15 protein-coding genes are annotated in these 14,358 nt (G+C 70.4%); 10 read left to right on the top strand and 5 right to left on the bottom strand.

Features of this window, described 5'->3' with window-relative positions; genetic code table 11:
* Positions 1-261 precede the first annotated feature (261 nt).
* Positions 262-1,023, top strand: a complete 762-nt coding sequence (locus ACZ69M_RS18185) for a calcium-binding protein (RefSeq protein ID WP_470050906.1) — start codon at positions 262-264, stop codon at positions 1,021-1,023.
* A 477-nt stretch (positions 1,024-1,500) separates the two neighbouring features.
* On the opposite strand, the gene ACZ69M_RS18180 is transcribed toward ACZ69M_RS18185, so the two are convergent.
* Complete coding sequence (locus tag ACZ69M_RS18180) at positions 1,501-2,142, bottom strand: PH domain-containing protein (RefSeq protein ID WP_470050904.1); 642 nt, start codon at positions 2,140-2,142, stop codon at positions 1,501-1,503.
* Between the two features lie 451 nt (positions 2,143-2,593).
* On the opposite strand from ACZ69M_RS18180, the gene deoC reads away from it, so the two are divergent.
* Genes deoC through ACZ69M_RS18165 form a run of 3 tightly spaced genes read left to right on the top strand, consistent with a single transcriptional unit; the run spans position 2,594 to position 5,899 of the window.
* Positions 2,594-3,544: a deoxyribose-phosphate aldolase gene (gene deoC / locus ACZ69M_RS18175; RefSeq protein ID WP_470050983.1), complete on the top strand. Its 951-nt coding sequence runs from the start codon at positions 2,594-2,596 to the stop codon at positions 3,542-3,544.
* 5 nt (positions 3,545-3,549) lie between these two features.
* Positions 3,550-4,998 carry an aldehyde dehydrogenase family protein gene (locus ACZ69M_RS18170; protein ID WP_099920961.1) on the top strand — a complete coding sequence of 483 codons (1,449 nt, stop codon included), beginning with the start codon at positions 3,550-3,552 and terminating at the stop codon, positions 4,996-4,998.
* Entirely contained in the window at positions 4,991-5,899 is a 909-nt protein-coding gene (locus ACZ69M_RS18165; RefSeq protein ID WP_470050902.1) for an aldehyde dehydrogenase family protein, read from the top strand. The genes ACZ69M_RS18170 and ACZ69M_RS18165 overlap by 8 nt, the downstream gene beginning before the upstream one ends.
* 65 nt (positions 5,900-5,964) lie before the next feature.
* Here ACZ69M_RS18165 and ACZ69M_RS18160 read toward each other — a convergent pair whose 3' ends face one another.
* Positions 5,965-6,378, bottom strand: coding sequence for a hypothetical protein (locus ACZ69M_RS18160; RefSeq protein WP_470050900.1), 414 nt, complete (start codon positions 6,376-6,378; stop codon positions 5,965-5,967).
* A 221-nt stretch (positions 6,379-6,599) separates the two neighbouring features.
* Between ACZ69M_RS18160 and ACZ69M_RS18155 the strand changes: the two genes are divergently transcribed.
* On the top strand, positions 6,600-7,226 hold the full coding sequence (locus tag ACZ69M_RS18155; RefSeq protein ID WP_403689825.1) for a uridine kinase family protein: 627 nt from the start codon (positions 6,600-6,602) through the stop codon (positions 7,224-7,226).
* A gap of 221 nt (positions 7,227-7,447) precedes the next feature.
* Here the strand turns inward: ACZ69M_RS18155 and ACZ69M_RS18150 are convergent, their stop codons facing one another.
* Entirely contained in the window at positions 7,448-8,200 is a 753-nt protein-coding gene (locus ACZ69M_RS18150) for a SigE family RNA polymerase sigma factor (protein ID WP_075028321.1), read from the bottom strand.
* 309 nt (positions 8,201-8,509) lie between these two features.
* Between ACZ69M_RS18150 and afsQ1 the strand changes: the two genes are divergently transcribed.
* The 5 genes from afsQ1 to ACZ69M_RS18125 all read left to right on the top strand — a co-directional run bounded on the left by afsQ1 (position 8,510) and on the right by ACZ69M_RS18125 (position 12,500).
* Positions 8,510-9,187 (top strand): two-component system response regulator AfsQ1, encoded by a 678-nt coding sequence (gene afsQ1, locus ACZ69M_RS18145; RefSeq protein ID WP_352049150.1) that lies wholly within the window; start codon positions 8,510-8,512, stop codon positions 9,185-9,187.
* On the top strand, positions 9,184-10,755 hold the full coding sequence (locus ACZ69M_RS18140) for an ATP-binding protein (RefSeq protein WP_470050898.1): 1,572 nt from the start codon (positions 9,184-9,186) through the stop codon (positions 10,753-10,755). Before afsQ1 ends, ACZ69M_RS18140 begins: the two co-directional genes overlap by 4 nt.
* Positions 10,752-11,390 carry a hypothetical protein gene (locus tag ACZ69M_RS18135; protein ID WP_470050896.1) on the top strand — a complete coding sequence of 213 codons (639 nt, stop codon included), beginning with the start codon at positions 10,752-10,754 and terminating at the stop codon, positions 11,388-11,390. The genes ACZ69M_RS18140 and ACZ69M_RS18135 overlap by 4 nt, the downstream gene beginning before the upstream one ends.
* Before the next feature lie 227 nt (positions 11,391-11,617).
* Positions 11,618-12,169 (top strand): VanZ family protein, encoded by a 552-nt coding sequence (locus ACZ69M_RS18130; protein WP_470050894.1) that lies wholly within the window; start codon positions 11,618-11,620, stop codon positions 12,167-12,169.
* A 130-nt stretch (positions 12,170-12,299) separates the two neighbouring features.
* The gene (locus ACZ69M_RS18125; protein ID WP_054233643.1) at positions 12,300-12,500 is read left to right on the top strand and encodes a PspC domain-containing protein; all 201 of its coding nucleotides are present in this window, start codon (positions 12,300-12,302) and stop codon (positions 12,498-12,500) included.
* Between the two features lie 103 nt (positions 12,501-12,603).
* Here the strand turns inward: ACZ69M_RS18125 and ACZ69M_RS18120 are convergent, their stop codons facing one another.
* Both ACZ69M_RS18120 and ACZ69M_RS18115 read right to left on the bottom strand, forming a co-directional pair.
* A complete protein-coding gene (locus tag ACZ69M_RS18120) occupies positions 12,604-12,957 on the bottom strand; it encodes an ATP-binding protein (RefSeq protein ID WP_470050892.1) in 354 nt (117 codons plus the stop codon).
* A 141-nt stretch (positions 12,958-13,098) separates the two neighbouring features.
* Positions 13,099-14,253, bottom strand: coding sequence for an adenosine deaminase (locus ACZ69M_RS18115; RefSeq protein ID WP_470050890.1), 1,155 nt, complete (start codon positions 14,251-14,253; stop codon positions 13,099-13,101).
* Positions 14,254-14,358: the final 105 nt, after the last annotated feature.

Raw genomic sequence — 14,358 nt, 5'->3', positions numbered from 1 at the left:
CCCGCCACGAAGAGGGGCGGTACACGTAGGTGGCCTCCAGGTCCGCTGAAATTTGAACCGAATTTCCCCTTCGGCTTTCCACGGAAACGGCACACTCGATATTCGCGCGCATTCCCTTCGGCGGGAAATCAGCGACTTCACTCGGCCCTCATACAAACGTTCCGAAATCCCATGGCAACGAGTACGCTGCACACGTCAATTCGGGCCTGCCGGTGTGAAATTGACAGGCCGCGGCATTCACATTGGGGAATTCGCATGCGTATGAGTTCAGCTGTCGCCGCTGCGTGTGGCGTCGTCGCCCTGTCCGCCCTCACCGTTCCGGCCGCGCACGCGGACGAGAGGTTCGGCGACACCGACATCACCAGCGTGGTCGTCAACGACGGCAACCCCGTCGTCGTCGGCACCGGCGCGAGAACCGTCACCGCCGAGGTCACCGCGACCGACCCGTCCGGTCTCCAGCAGGTCAACGCCACGCTCTACCACGGCCCCTTCGGCACCCCGGACAGCACCGTGGCCTCGACGGCTGCCTGCGGTCCGACGGTCGCCACCACGACCACCTGCACCCTGACCTTCACCCTGACCCCCGGCACCGCCCCGGCCGACAACTCGCTGGCCGGCGACTGGCACCTCAGCGCCTACGCGATCGCTCCCGACAGCGACGCCGTGTTCCTGGACAGCGCCGCCACCGTCAGCGTGCTGCGCGACAGTCAGGTGACCGTCGACGCCACCCCCAAGCCGGTGAAGCGGGGCCGCGTCCTCACCGTCACGGGCGGCGTGCGCAACGCGGACTGGGCGACCGGCACGTCCGTCGGCGCCGAGGCCGGCCGGCCCGTGAGCCTGCAGTTCCGCCCGAAGGGCAGCAGCACGTACTGCACGCTCAAGACCGTGCCGACCACGGCCGGCGGCACCCTCTCCACCACCGTCCGCGCCTACACCGACGGCTCCTACCGCTGGTCCTACGCCGGCACGGCCGACACGGCGTCCGCGGTGTCGACGGGCACCTTCGTCGACGTGGTGCGCTGACCCCCGAGCAAACGGCGCCGGGCCCCTCACGGGCGACCCGGCGCCGTACGGGGCCGGGGGCGCGGGGGCCTGACGGTGTGCGGGACCGGGGGGCGGGGGCGGTATGACGTCGTGCGGGGCCGGGAACACGAGCGGCCTTACTGCGTACGGGACCGGAACACGAGCGACCTGACCGCGTACAGGGCCGGATCACGGGCGGCCTGACCGCGTACGGAACCCGGGCGCGGGGGGCCTGACCGCGTACGGAACCCGGGCGCGGGGGGCCTGACCGCGTACGGAACCCGGGGCGCGGGGGGCCTGACCGCGTACGGAACCCGGGGACACGAGCGGCATGACGGCGTACCGAACCGGAAACACGGGCGACCGGGCGTCGAACGGGACCCGGAACACGGGCCGGCCTGACGCCCAACACCTCGACGGGTCAGGGTCCGCCCCGCGCGACGACGGACACCGGTCCGCCCCCGCACCGCCCTGGCGTCACCCCACCGCCAGCAGGATCGCCAGGACCACGGCCCCCGCGAGCGCGGGACCCATGACCTCGTACGCCCACCGCACGCTCACCTCGCCCTGCGCGCCCTCCGAGGCCGCCCGGGCCTCGGCGAGTTCGCGCAGGTCGTCCATGACCTGGTCGGAGTGCGAACGGGTGGGCCCGCTCGCCACCGAGGAGGTGCGCCCGCTGCTGTCCGCGGCGGCGTTGCGCGCCTGCCGTCGGGCCGCGGCCTTGCGGGCGCGCAGGGAGACGGGGATCGCCCAGAGCTGGAACTTGTTGCCGTCGGCGTCGACCACCTCGTTGGAGTACCCGGAGCGCAGTGAGCCGACCTTGCTCCAGGGCAGCACGACGACACGGAACGGGTTACGGACGCGCAGCCGGTCCTCGTTGGCGTAGACGGCGGGGCGCAGGGTGAAGGCGGCCACCAACGGGACCAGGAGAATCAGCGCGGCGAGTGCCAGCCAGGGGGTGCGGCCGTGACCGGAGACCAGCGCGTCGATGCCGAGCCAGCCCGTGATGCCGAGCAGCAGTACGCCGCCCGCGATACCGGCGTGCGACCGGTAGATCCGGTCCTGCGACTCGGGTCGCGAGGCGTCCGGCACGGGTGGCTGGTCATCCGGGGTCGTCATGCCTCCGATTCTGCCCGACGCCCTCTGAACACTTCCGTCACCCCCGCCCCACGCCGCCGCGTCGCCACGGGCGGGCGGGGATTCGTTCGTCTGCGGGTGGAGGAGGGCTGATCACGCAGTTCCCCGCGCCCCTGGGCACGGGGCCGCGCCCCGAACCCCGTCCGGGCCGAGTGCCTTGCCCGCGGGCCGACGGGCCGACGGGCCGACGAGAACTGATCGCACGGTTCCCGCACCCGGACGGGGCTGCGCCCCGAATCCCCCGCCGCTCCTGGTCGCCCGGCTGCGGGCGGATGGGGACCGGTCGCGCAGTTCCCCGCGCCCCTGAAAGCCTCGGCACCCCCGGCGTTCAAGGGCGAGCCCTCCGGCGGGAACCGCCCGGGCGTGCGCTCCCCCACACGCACCCCTGGGGCTGTACAGCCGCTACGCGCGTAGATATGCTCAGCTCGTGACCATGCCCACCTCTGCACCCGCACTCGGCGACGTAACCGCGTCGGACAGCACGCTGCGCCGCTTCCTCCACGGGCTCCCCGGCGTCGACACGGTCGGCCTGGAGGCGCGCGCCGCCTCGCTCGGCACCCGTTCCATCAAGACGACCGCGAAGGCGTACGCCATCGACCTCGCCATCTCGATGGTCGACCTGACGACGCTGGAAGGCGCGGACACCCCCGGCAAGGTCCGGGCGCTCGGCGCCAAGGCGGTCCACCCCGACCCCACGGACCGTACGACGCCCACGACCGCTGCCGTCTGCGTGTACCCCGACATGGTGGCCACCGCCAAGGACGCCGTCGCCGGCTCCGGCGTGAAGGTCGCCTCGGTCGCCACCGCCTTCCCGGCCGGCCGCGCCGCCCTCGACGTGAAGCTCGCCGACGTCCGCGACGCGGTCGCCGCCGGTGCCGACGAGATCGACATGGTCATCGACCGCGGGGCGTTCCTCGCGGGCAAGTACATGAAGGTGTACGACGAGATCACCGCTGTGAAGGAGGCCTGTGGGACCAGCGCCCGCCTGAAGGTCATCTTCGAGACCGGCGAGCTCTCGACGTACGACAACATCCGCCGCGCGAGCTGGCTCGGCATGCTGGCCGGCGCGGACTTCATCAAGACCTCGACCGGCAAGGTCGCCGTCAACGCGACCCCGGCGAACACGCTCCTGATGCTGGAGGCGGTCCGTGACTTCCGCGCCCAGACCGGCGTCCAGGTCGGCGTGAAGCCCGCCGGCGGCATCCGCACCACCAAGGACGCCATCAAGTTCCTGGTCCTGGTGAACGAGACCGCGGGCGCGGACTGGCTGGACAACCACTGGTTCCGCTTCGGCGCGTCCTCGCTCCTGAACGACCTGCTGATGCAGCGTCAGAAGCTGGCCACCGGCCGCTACTCCGGCCCCGACTACGTGACGGTGGACTGATCACCATGGCATCCGCATCCGCATCCGCTTTCGAGTACGCACCGGCGCCCGAGTCCCGCTCCGTCGTCGACATCGCGCCCTCCTACGGCCTGTTCATCGACGGCGAGTTCACCGAGGCGGCGGACGGCAAGGTCTTCAAGACCGTCTCCCCCTCCACTGAAGAGGTCCTGTCCGAGGTCGCCCAGGCGGGCGCGGAGGACGTGGACCGCGCGGTGAAGGCCGCCCGCAGGGCCTTCGAGAAGTGGTCGGCCCTGCCGGGCTCCGAGCGCGCCAAGTACCTCTTCCGCATCGCCCGGATCATCCAGGAGCGCAGCCGCGAGCTCGCCGTCCTGGAGACCCTCGACAACGGCAAGCCGATCAAGGAGACCCGCGACGCCGACCTCCCCCTGGTCGCCGCGCACTTCTTCTACTACGCGGGCTGGGCCGACAAGCTCGACCACGCCGGCTTCGGCGCGAACCCCCGCCCCTTGGGCGTCGCGGGCCAGGTCATCCCCTGGAACTTCCCCCTCCTGATGCTGGCGTGGAAGATCGCCCCGGCGCTGGCGACCGGCAACACCGTCGTCCTCAAGCCCGCCGAGACGACCCCCCTGTCCGCCCTGTTCTTCGCGGACATCTGCCGCCAGGCGGGCCTGCCCAAGGGCGTCGTCAACATCCTTCCGGGATACGGCGACGCGGGCGCCGCGCTCGTCGAGCACCCCGACGTGAACAAGGTGGCCTTCACCGGCTCCACCGCCGTCGGCAAGGCGATCGCCCGCCAGGTCGCGGGCACGGACAAGAAGGTCACCCTCGAACTCGGCGGCAAGGGCGCGAACATCGTCTTCGACGACGCCCCCATCGACCAGGCCGTCGAGGGCGTCGTCACCGGCATCTTCTTCAACCAGGGCCAGGTCTGCTGCGCGGGCTCGCGTCTCCTCGTCCAGGAGTCGATCCACGACGAGCTGCTGGACTCGCTCAAGCGCCGCCTGTCCACCCTCCGCCTCGGCGACCCCCTGGACAAGAACACGGACATCGGCGCGATCAACTCCGCCGAGCAGCTGTCCCGTATCACCTCGCTCGTCGAGCAGGGCGAGGCCGAGGGCGCCGAGCGCTGGTCCCCGGCCTGTGAACTCCCCTCCTCCGGCTACTGGTTCGCCCCGACGCTCTTCACGAACGTCACCCAGGCGCACACCATCGCGCGCGACGAGATCTTCGGCCCTGTCCTGTCCGTCCTCACCTTCCGGACCCCCGACGAGGCCGTCGCCAAGGCCAACAACTCCCAGTACGGCCTCTCCGCCGGCATCTGGACCGAGAAGGGCTCCCGGATCCTCGCCGTCGCGAGCAAGCTGCGCGCGGGCGTCATCTGGTCCAACACGTTCAACAAGTTCGACCCGACCTCGCCGTTCGGCGGTTACAAGGAGTCGGGCTTCGGCCGCGAGGGCGGTCGCCACGGCCTGGAGGCGTACCTCGATGTCTGAGAAGACCGACAAGACCGAGCAGCAGCGACTGAGCGTCTTCAAGACCTACAAGCTGTACGTGGGCGGGAAGTTCCCGCGTTCCGAGAGCGGCCGGGTGTACGAGGTGACGGACTCCAAGGGCAAGTGGCTGGCCAACGCGCCCCTCTCCTCCCGCAAGGACGCCCGTGACGCGGTGGTCGCCGCCCGTAAGGCGTTCGGCGGCTGGTCCGGTGCGACGGCGTACAACCGCGGTCAGATCCTCTACCGCGTCGCCGAGATGCTGGAGGGCCGCAAGGACCAGTTCGTCCGTGAGGTCGCCGACGCGGAGGGCCTGTCGAAGTCCAAGGCCGCCGCGGTCGTCGACGCGGCGATCGACCGCTGGGTCTGGTACGCGGGCTGGACCGACAAGATCGCCCAGGTGGTGGGCGGCGGCAACCCGGTCGCGGGTCCCTTCTTCAACCTGTCCACCCCGGAGCCGACGGGCGTCGTCACCGTCCTCGCGCCCCAGGAGTCGTCCTTCCTGGGCCTGGTCTCCGTGATCGCCCCGGTGATCGCGACCGGCAACACGGTGATCGTGATCGCGAGCGAGAAGTCCCCGCTCCCGGCGCTGTCGCTGGGCGAGGTGCTGGCCACGTCCGACCTGCCGGGCGGTGTCGTCAACGTCCTCTCCGGCAAGACGGCGGAGATCGCCGCTCCCCTCGCCGCGCACCAGGATGTCAACGCGATCGACCTCGCGGGCGCGGACGACGCACTGGCGAAGGAGCTGGAGATCGCCGCGGCCGACAACCTGAAGCGGGTCGTCCGTCCACAGGCTGTGGATTATTCACGGACGCCCGGCATCGAGCGCCTGACGGCCTTCCTGGAGACGAAGACGGTCTGGCACCCGACGGGCGCGCTCGGCGCCTCCGGCTCGTCCTACTGAGTGGTTCCCCCGTGCCCCGTCCCGGGGCACGGGGCCACGGGGAAGCTCACGCACCCCCCGGTGACTCACGCACCCCCCAGCAACCCCAACGCCCGTCCCACCACCGGCACGCTCCCTACCGACGGCGCCTGCGCCAGCGGCCCCGTCAGGGCCTGCGAGGTCAGCGGCTTGAAGTCCGCGAGCTGGGCGCCGACCCCGTTGTCGAGCGGGTCGGCCCCCGTGCCGGCGAGCGGGTTGGGCTTGAGGCCCGCGATCGGACCGGTGACGTATCCCACCGAGCCGGTCACGACCCCGAGGCCCGACTGCGGGTCGAGGTTGCCCAGCGAGGTGGGCTGGGTGCGCATCAGATCCACGGCGGGGGCCGTGTCCGCGACGGCCGGACTCGCGGCGGCCGCACCGGCGGCGACCACCCCGAGCGCGACGGCGATGCGCGTGGTGGTGCGGGCCAGGGGGGTCTGCTGGTGTGCGTGTCGCGCCATCGGATGTCCTCTTCGGTGAACGTAACGAATGCGAGCGGAGAGCAACGGAGCTCGCACGCAGAGTAGTTGACCCTGATGCCGTTCCGGGCGACGATGGCGGCGGATTCCCCTGTGCGGGTCAACAGACATACGGACGTAACCGCGATAATCCTTCGGGATAATGTTCCGGAGGCCTGCCGAAGCGCGGCGTGGCCCGGCCGAGTCACAGAAGGTACAGAGAATTGGGTTCCCATCCTCCGATACCCACCCGTGTGGTGCTGCTCTGCGGCCCCTCCGGCTCTGGAAAGTCCCTTCTCGCGGCCGACTCCGGACTTCCCGTGCTCCGCCTCGACGACTTCTACAAAGAGGCCACCGACCCGACGCTCCCCCAGGTCGAGGGCAGCTCCGACATCGACTGGGACCATCCGCAGTCGTGGGACGCGGACATCGCGGTCGCGGCGATCGAGGAGCTGTGCCGTACGGGACGTACGACCGTCCCCGTCTACGACATCGCGCAGAGCGCCCGTACCGGCGCGGAGGCGCTGCACATCGAGCGGACGCCGCTGTTCATCGCGGAGGGCATCTTCGCCGCCGAGATCGTCGAGCGCTGCCGTGAACTGGGGATGCTGGCCGACGCGCTGTGTCTGTCGCGCGGCCCGCTGACCACGTTCCGCCGCCGCTTCCTGCGGGATCTGCGGGAGGGCCGCAAGTCGGTCCCGTTCCTGCTGCGTCGCGGCTGGCGCCTGATGCGCACCGAACGTTCGATCGTGGCCCGGCAGAGCGCGCTGGGCGCCCACCCCTGCGACAAGGCCGAGGCCCTGGGCCGACTGGCCGCGGCGGCCGCCGGACGCTGCACGACGCCGGCGTAACCGGGGGCCCTGCGCGAAGACACGCGAAGAGGCCACTCGCCGAAAGGGGCCACCGCACGAAAAGAGGCCCAGGCGAACCCCCCGTCCGCCCGGACCTTTTCTCGTTTCCCCCGTGCTCCCCCGTGCTCCTCAGGGGTCCCCCGACCCCGTTGGTTTTCCCCCCGGTACTGCTCCCCCGTTACCAACCGGTGTCACCGGTTTCCTGCTCCCCCCACAGACCTTCAGGCGACGAGCTCCCCGAAGGACTCCTCCTCGTCACGGCCGAAGCTGAGGACCTCGTCCTCACGCATCCGGCGCAGCGACCGCCAGATGCTCGACTTCACCGTGCCGACACTGATGTCGAGGATCTCCGCGATCTCCGGGTCCGTGCGGCCCTCGTAGTAACGAAGGACCAGCATGGTGCGCTGGAGTTCGGGCAGCCGGGCCAGCGCCTGCCACAGCACGGCGCGCAGCTCGGTGCCGCGCATCGCGTCCGTGTCACCGGCGGTCTCCGGCAGTTCCTCGGTCGGGTACTCGTTCAGCTTGCGGCGGCGCCACGCGCTGATGTGCAGATTGGTCATGGTGCGGCGGAGGTAGCCTCCGACCGCGGCCTTGTCACTGATCCGGTCCCAGGCCCGGTACGTCGAGAACAGCGCGCTCTGCAGCAGGTCCTCGGCCTCGAAGCGGTCCCCGGTCAGGTGGTAGGCGGTTGCGTACAGGGAGGCGCGGCGCTCCTGGACGTAGGCGGTGAACTCCGCCTCCGACACCGAGCGACGTTCCCCCGTGGCCTCCCTGTACGCGGCTCCCCCGTGAGCTCCCCCGTTACCGCCGTTCTCCCCCGTGAAGGCGTCAACCACCGTCATGTACGTGGTGTGCTGACGCCCGGTGCCGCGAGCGCACCCCCGCCCGCTCACGGCACCGGACTTCTCCGAACCCCTGACGTCGTGGAGCCGCGTGACAACTGCGCTAGTGCTGGTGCTGTGCAGCGTGTTCATCTCGCGCCCCCCGTCGTGGAGTTCCGGTTCTTCGGTTCGTTCCGTCGTGCTGTGGTGCCGTCTTGCCGTCGTGCTCTCTTGCTTGTGTCGAAAAGCTTGCCCGGGCGACTTCATGGCCGTGTCCGCCGACTGTCACAGACCTGTCACAGGGCCCCTCCCCAGGCGCGTCACGGAACGATCACAGCGCGGTCACAGAGGAGAGCGGTACGGCTACGCGGATGCCCTTCGGGCGCTCCGTTCTGTGCGAGAGATGGGTGGGAGCGCTCCAACTGTCGAAAGACTCCCTCGCCATGGGCCAGAATGACGTTCGTGCCTTCCCTGTTGCTGATCGAGGACGACGACGCCATCCGGACGGCCCTGGAGCTCTCTTTGACGCGCCAGGGACACCGGGTGGCCACCGCTGCCACCGGCGAGGACGGTCTGAAACTGTTGCGTGAGCAGCGGCCGGATCTGATCGTGCTGGACGTGATGCTGCCCGGCATCGACGGATTCGAGGTGTGCCGGCGCATCCGGCGCACGGACCAGCTGCCGATCATTCTGCTGACCGCGCGCAGCGACGACATCGACGTCGTGGTCGGACTCGAGTCCGGCGCCGACGACTATGTCGTCAAGCCCGTGCAGGGGCGGGTGCTCGACGCCCGTATCAGGGCCGTGCTGCGGCGCGGGGAGCGCGAGGCCAACGACTCGGCGACGTTCGGCTCCCTCGTCATCGACCGTGCGGCCATGACGGTCACCAAGAACGGCGAGGATCTGCAGCTGACGCCCACCGAGCTGCGGCTGCTCCTGGAGCTGAGCCGCCGGCCCGGCCAGGCGCTGTCCCGCCAGCAGTTGCTACGACTGGTGTGGGAGCACGACTACCTGGGCGACTCGCGGCTGGTGGACGCGTGTGTCCAGCGGCTGCGCGCGAAGATCGAGGACGTTCCGTCCTCGCCCGCCCTGATCCGTACGGTCCGCGGAGTCGGCTACCGACTGGACACTCCTCAGTGACCCCACCGCACGACGAGCTCCGCGGCTGGGCCGCGGCGCGCCGGGCGATCCTGGCGGGGCTGCGCTTCACGAGCCTGAGACTGCGGCTGGTCGTGGTGTTCGGACTCGTCGCGCTCACGGCCGCCGTGTCGGCGTCGGGCATCGCGTACTGGCTCAACCGCGAGGCCGTGCTGACGCGTACGCAGGACGCGGTGCTGCGCGACTTCCAGCAGGAGATGCGCAACCACGCGAGCATGCTGCCGGTGCACCCGGCGCAGGACGAACTGCAGCGCACGGCGGGCCAGATGGCCAACAGCAGCCAGCGCTTCAGCGTGCTCCTCGTCGCCCAGGACGGCAACGGCAAGACGGTCATCGGCAACTCCGCGCTGGACACCTTCACGCTGGACGACGTACCCAAGTCCCTCCAGAAGGCCGTGAACAAGGAGCAGCCGCTCTCCTCGAACAACAAGTCGGCCTATCACCTGTACTGGCAGCGCATCACCGACCACGACAAGCCGTACCTGGTGGGCGGCGCGAAGGTGATCGGCGGGACGACGACCGGCTACATGCTCAAGTCTCTGGAGCCCGAGGCCAAGGACCTCAACTCGCTGGCCTGGTCACTGGGCATCGCGACCGGCCTGGCCCTGATCGGCTCGGCGCTGCTCGCCCAGGCCGCCGCGACGACGGTCCTCAAGCCCGTGCACCGCCTCGGCATCGCGGCCCGCCGTCTGGGCGAGGGCAAGCTCGACACCCGCCTGCGCGTCTCGGGTACGGACGAACTCGCGGACCTCTCCCGTACGTTCAACCACACCGCGGAGTCCCTCGAGAAGCGCGTGGACGACATGAGCGCCCGTGAGGAGGCGTCCCGCCGCTTCGTGGCGGACATGTCCCACGAACTCCGTACGCCGCTCACCGCGATCACCGCCGTGACGGAGATCCTGGAAGAGGAACTCGACGCGGAGACCGGCAGCGTCGACCCGATGATCGAACCGGCCGTCCGGCTGGTCGTCAGCGAGACCCGCCGCCTCAACGACCTCGTCGAGAACCTCATGGAGGTCACCCGCTTCGACGCGGGCACCGCCCGGCTGGTCCTCGACTACGTGGACATCGCCGACCAGATCACCGCGTGCATAGACGCGCGCGCCTGGCTGGACGCCGTCGACCTGGACGCCGAGCGCGGCATCATGGCGCGCCTCGACCCGCGTCGCCTGGACGTGATCCTCGCGAACCTCATCGGCAACGCGCTCAAGCACGGCGGCAGCCCGGTCCGTGTCTCGGTCCGGGAAGAGGCCGACGACCTTCTCATCGAGGTCCAGGACCACGGGCCGGGCATCCCCGAGGACGTCCTCCCGCACGTCTTCGACCGCTTCTACAAGGCGAGCGCCTCCCGCCCCCGCTCCGAGGGCAGCGGTCTGGGCCTGTCCATCGCCCTGGAGAACGCGCACATCCACGGCGGCGAGATCACCGCGGCCAACGCGCCCAAGGGGGGCGCCGTCTTCACGCTCCGCCTCCCCCAGGACGCGTCGGAGCTGCTCGCCGACGACGAGCGCGGACGGAACGGGAACGGTACGGAGGGCAGCGCCGGATGACGACCTTGGTACGAGGCCGGGGCGGGCGCCGACGGACGCCTCTCGCCCTCCTCTCGCTCCCCCTCCTCACCGTCCTGCTCGCGGGCTGCGGTATCCGCTCCACCCAGGTCCCGACGGACTTCGGCCCGGCGCCGTCCCGCGTCCCGTGCGCGCTGTCCGGCCAGGACATCACCACCCAGTCCTCCCGTGGCGTCCCGGTCCAGGTCTTCCTGATCTGCTCCGGGCAACTGGTGACGGTCGACCGGTCCGTGCGGATTCCCGACGGTACGGCGGAGCGGGCGCGGCGGGTCCTGGTGGCGCAGGGGCTCCTCGACGAGCTCGCCGAGACACCCTCCACTCCCGAGCAGCAGGCCGGCTACACGACCGACGTGCGGGGCGGGATGACGGTGAGCGGGCCCCGGCCCAAGGACCCCGAGGACGCGCTCCGCCTCAGCACCCCTCCCCAGGACCTGACTTCCGCCGCCCTCGCCCAGATCGTCTGCACCTTCTCCGACTCCGCCGCCGCGCGGGACGACGGTTCGGTCGTCCTCGGCGGCCCCGACGCCACCCCGTTGCGCAGCTACGAGTGCCCCACCGACGTTCGGGCCAACCCCACCACCAAGTCCCCGCCGTCCACGACGGTCGCCGGCGCGTAATCGTTCGCGCCGCCGTTTCCTCGCCCTCAGACGCCGGACGGGCTGAAGGCGTCGGCCGGAGTGCGGGCTTTCAGGGGCGCGGCGAGCTGCGCGACCCGCCCCCACCGGCCCACGGACGCCGAACCGTGCCCGCTCCGCACCGTACGTGTGGCGCATCCCTCACCCCTCAGCCCCAAGCTCACCAACAACCCGGAACCGATCCTGCCGACCCCGGCGTCTTGGGAGTCGTGCAACGTCAAGGCGAAGGCGGCGGCAGCGCCGTGACCCGCGTCCGTGCGGCAGGAGCTCTCCTCCTCGTCGCACATCTCGCGCTCGTCGCCTGGCTCACCCTGCGTCCCCTGGACGTCCCTTGGGTGAGCCCCGCCAACCTCCGCCCGTTCGCCGGCATCAGGGCCGATCTCGCGCTGGGCCCGGCGGAAGCCGCCCGCCGGATAGGCGAGGGCCTCGGCCTGCTCGCCCCGCTCGGCGTCCTGCTCCCCATGGCCGGCGGCAAGCTGACGGCGTCCCCGCTCGGCTCTCTCGTCCGCACGGTCGCCGCCGGCGCCCTGATCTCGATGGGCATCGAACTGCTGCAGACCGGCGTTCCCGGCCAGGTCGTGGACGTCGACTCCCTGCTGCTCAACACGGTCGGCGTCGCCCTGGCCCATCTCGCGATCGTGCCGGCCGCCAGGGTCGGGCTCCGCCGCCGGGCCGAGACCCGGCGCCGCGCGGCCCTCCCCCGGGAGGACACGGCTCAGGGTCGCACCCCGACGATTCCCAGGGTCGGCATCGCCCCATAGAGCGACGCTTCGCCCCCTTCGTCACCGTAGCGTTGAAGACATCGAAGCCGGAGACATCGATGAAGACGCCGAAGAAGGCGTCGATGTCCCAACACCCCGGCATCCCGCCACGGTTCACGAAGGAGCCATCATGACCGCCCTTGCCCGCCCCACCAACGGCCGCATGATCGGCGGAGTGTGCGCAGCGCTGGCGCGGCGCTTCGGCACCTCCGCGACCACGATGCGCGTGATCTTCGTTCTCTCCTGCCTGCTCCCGGGCCCGCAGTTCCTGCTCTACATAGCGCTGTGGATCCTGTTCCCCTCCGAGGACAAGGCCCGCACGGCCTGGTGACCCCCGGCCGGACTCACGGCATGACATGCCGGTGGGGCGCACCCCATCAGGGTGCGCCCCACCGGCGTTCGTACAGGCGAAAGACCGAAACAAGCGGAAGACGTCAGCCGAGCGGCAGACCGTTCACCGGCAGACCGTGCGTCGGCAGGCCCTTCAGCGGCAGCCCCCCGAGCAGCCCGGCCACCGGCGCCGCCGGCCCGTCGGCAAGGACCTTCGCGACGGCGGGCTGGGCCGCGGCCACCCCCGCGCCGAGCGCGCCCTGCCCATGGGTGAGCGCCTCTCCCGCACCCGGGAGCGCCGCCGCGGCGTTCTGCGCGGGCAGCGTCCGGGTAACGGTGTCCAGCGCCTGGGAGGCGTCCGGCACGGCCGGGGCGGCGTTCGCGGCGCCCGCGCCGACGGCGGCGAATGCGGCACCGAGAGCGGCGACACCGAGGGTCTTGGCAGCAGACTGCTTCATATTGAATGCGTCCTTGGATCCGTGTGGCGGGGATGCGAGCGGTCCAAAAACGTAAACACGCAGAGCCACCCTCCGCAAACATAAGAAAGCAGCCGAATCATGGAGAACGAGTGAAGACCCGGCTGCTTTTCGCTCCTTCGATCAGCCCTGTTCCCCCAGGGAACCGCTGGTGGAGGCGGTCTGCTGGAACAGCCATTCGGATTTGAGTTCGGCATATCCAGGCTTGATCACGTCATTGATCATCGCCAGTCGTTCATCGAAAGGAATGAATGCTGACTTCATAGCATTGACAGAGAACCACTGCATATCTTCGAGCGAATAACCGAACGCCTCGACCAGGTGCTCGAATTCGCGCGACATGCTCGTCCCTGACATGAGCCGGTTGTCCGTGTTCACGGTCGCCCGGAAGTGCAGGCGCCGCAGCAGACCGATCGGGTGCTCCGCGTAGGAGTCGGCGGCGCCGGTCTGGAGGTTGGAGCTGGGGCACAGTTCCAGCGGGACGCGCTTGTCACGGACGTACGAGGCCAGCCGTCCGAGCTTCACCGAGCCGTCCGCCGCGACCTGGATGTCGTCGATGATCCGCACACCGTGGCCGAGCCGGTCCGCACCGCACCACTGGAGCGCCTGCCAGATGGAGGGGAGCCCGAAGGCCTCGCCGGCGTGGATGGTGAAGTGGTTGTTCTCGCGCTTGAGGTACTCGAAGGCGTCGAGGTGACGGGTGGGCGGGAAGCCCGCCTCGGCGCCGGCGATGTCGAAGCCCACCACGCCCAGGTCGCGGTAGCGGTTGGCCAGTTCGGCGATCTCCAGGGCACGGGCCGCGTGCCGCATGGCGGTGAGCAGGGCGCCCACCCGGATGCGGTGGCCGCTCTCCCGGGCACGCCGTTCGCCCTCACGGAAGCCCTCGTTGACGGCCTCGACGACCTCTTCGAGGGTGAGCCCGGACTCCAGGTGCTGCTCGGGCGCGTAGCGCACCTCGGCGTAGACGACCCCGTCCTCGGCGAGATCCTCGGCGCACTCGGCGGCGACCCGCACCAGCGCCTCGCGCGTCTGCATGACGGCACAGGTGTGGGCGAAGGTCTCCAGGTACCGCTCCAGGGACCCGGAGTCGGCGGCCTCGCGGAACCAGACGCCGAGCTTGTCGGGGTCGGTCTCGGGGAGCCCGGAGTAGCCGGTCTCCTGGGCGAGTTCGACGATCGTCCCGGGGCGCAGGCCCCCGTCGAGGTGATCGTGCAGCAGGACCTTGGGCGCCCGGCGGATCTGTTCCGAGCTCGGGGTGTTCTGGATCTGGCTCGTCATTTTCGCACTGTAGCCCCTACGCGCGTAGATCTCCTGTCGAGCCGTCCGTCGATATGTAACGGTGACCAGGCGGACGGGTGGCGTACACCGTCACTTCTGACACTG

The organism is Streptomyces sp. NPDC107454 (assembly GCF_055582885.1).
The sequence above is the reverse complement of the archived record's forward strand: the minus strand, read 5'-3'. Positions and strand labels throughout refer to the sequence as shown.

Bases quoted from the DNA above. Each gene is read 5' to 3' on its own strand.
- ACZ69M_RS18150 (WP_075028321.1), bottom strand. From the start codon at position 8,200: ATGAACACGCTGCACAGCACCAGCACTAGCGCAGTTGTCACGCGGCTC.
- ACZ69M_RS18180 (WP_470050904.1), bottom strand. From the start codon at position 2,142: ATGACGACCCCGGATGACCAGCCACCCGTGCCGGACGCCTCGCGACCC.
- ACZ69M_RS18135 (WP_470050896.1), top strand. From the start codon at position 10,752: ATGACGACCTTGGTACGAGGCCGGGGCGGGCGCCGACGGACGCCTCTC.
- ACZ69M_RS18165 (WP_470050902.1), top strand. From the start codon at position 4,991: ATGTCTGAGAAGACCGACAAGACCGAGCAGCAGCGACTGAGCGTCTTC.
- ACZ69M_RS18170 (WP_099920961.1), top strand. From the start codon at position 3,550: ATGGCATCCGCATCCGCATCCGCTTTCGAGTACGCACCGGCGCCCGAG.
- ACZ69M_RS18125 (WP_054233643.1), top strand. From the start codon at position 12,300: ATGACCGCCCTTGCCCGCCCCACCAACGGCCGCATGATCGGCGGAGTG.
- ACZ69M_RS18115 (WP_470050890.1), bottom strand. From the start codon at position 14,253: ATGACGAGCCAGATCCAGAACACCCCGAGCTCGGAACAGATCCGCCGG.
- ACZ69M_RS18160 (WP_470050900.1), bottom strand. From the start codon at position 6,378: ATGGCGCGACACGCACACCAGCAGACCCCCCTGGCCCGCACCACCACG.
- ACZ69M_RS18120 (WP_470050892.1), bottom strand. From the start codon at position 12,957: ATGAAGCAGTCTGCTGCCAAGACCCTCGGTGTCGCCGCTCTCGGTGCC.
- ACZ69M_RS18185 (WP_470050906.1), top strand. From the start codon at position 262: ATGAGTTCAGCTGTCGCCGCTGCGTGTGGCGTCGTCGCCCTGTCCGCC.
- deoC (WP_470050983.1), top strand. From the start codon at position 2,594: ATGCCCACCTCTGCACCCGCACTCGGCGACGTAACCGCGTCGGACAGC.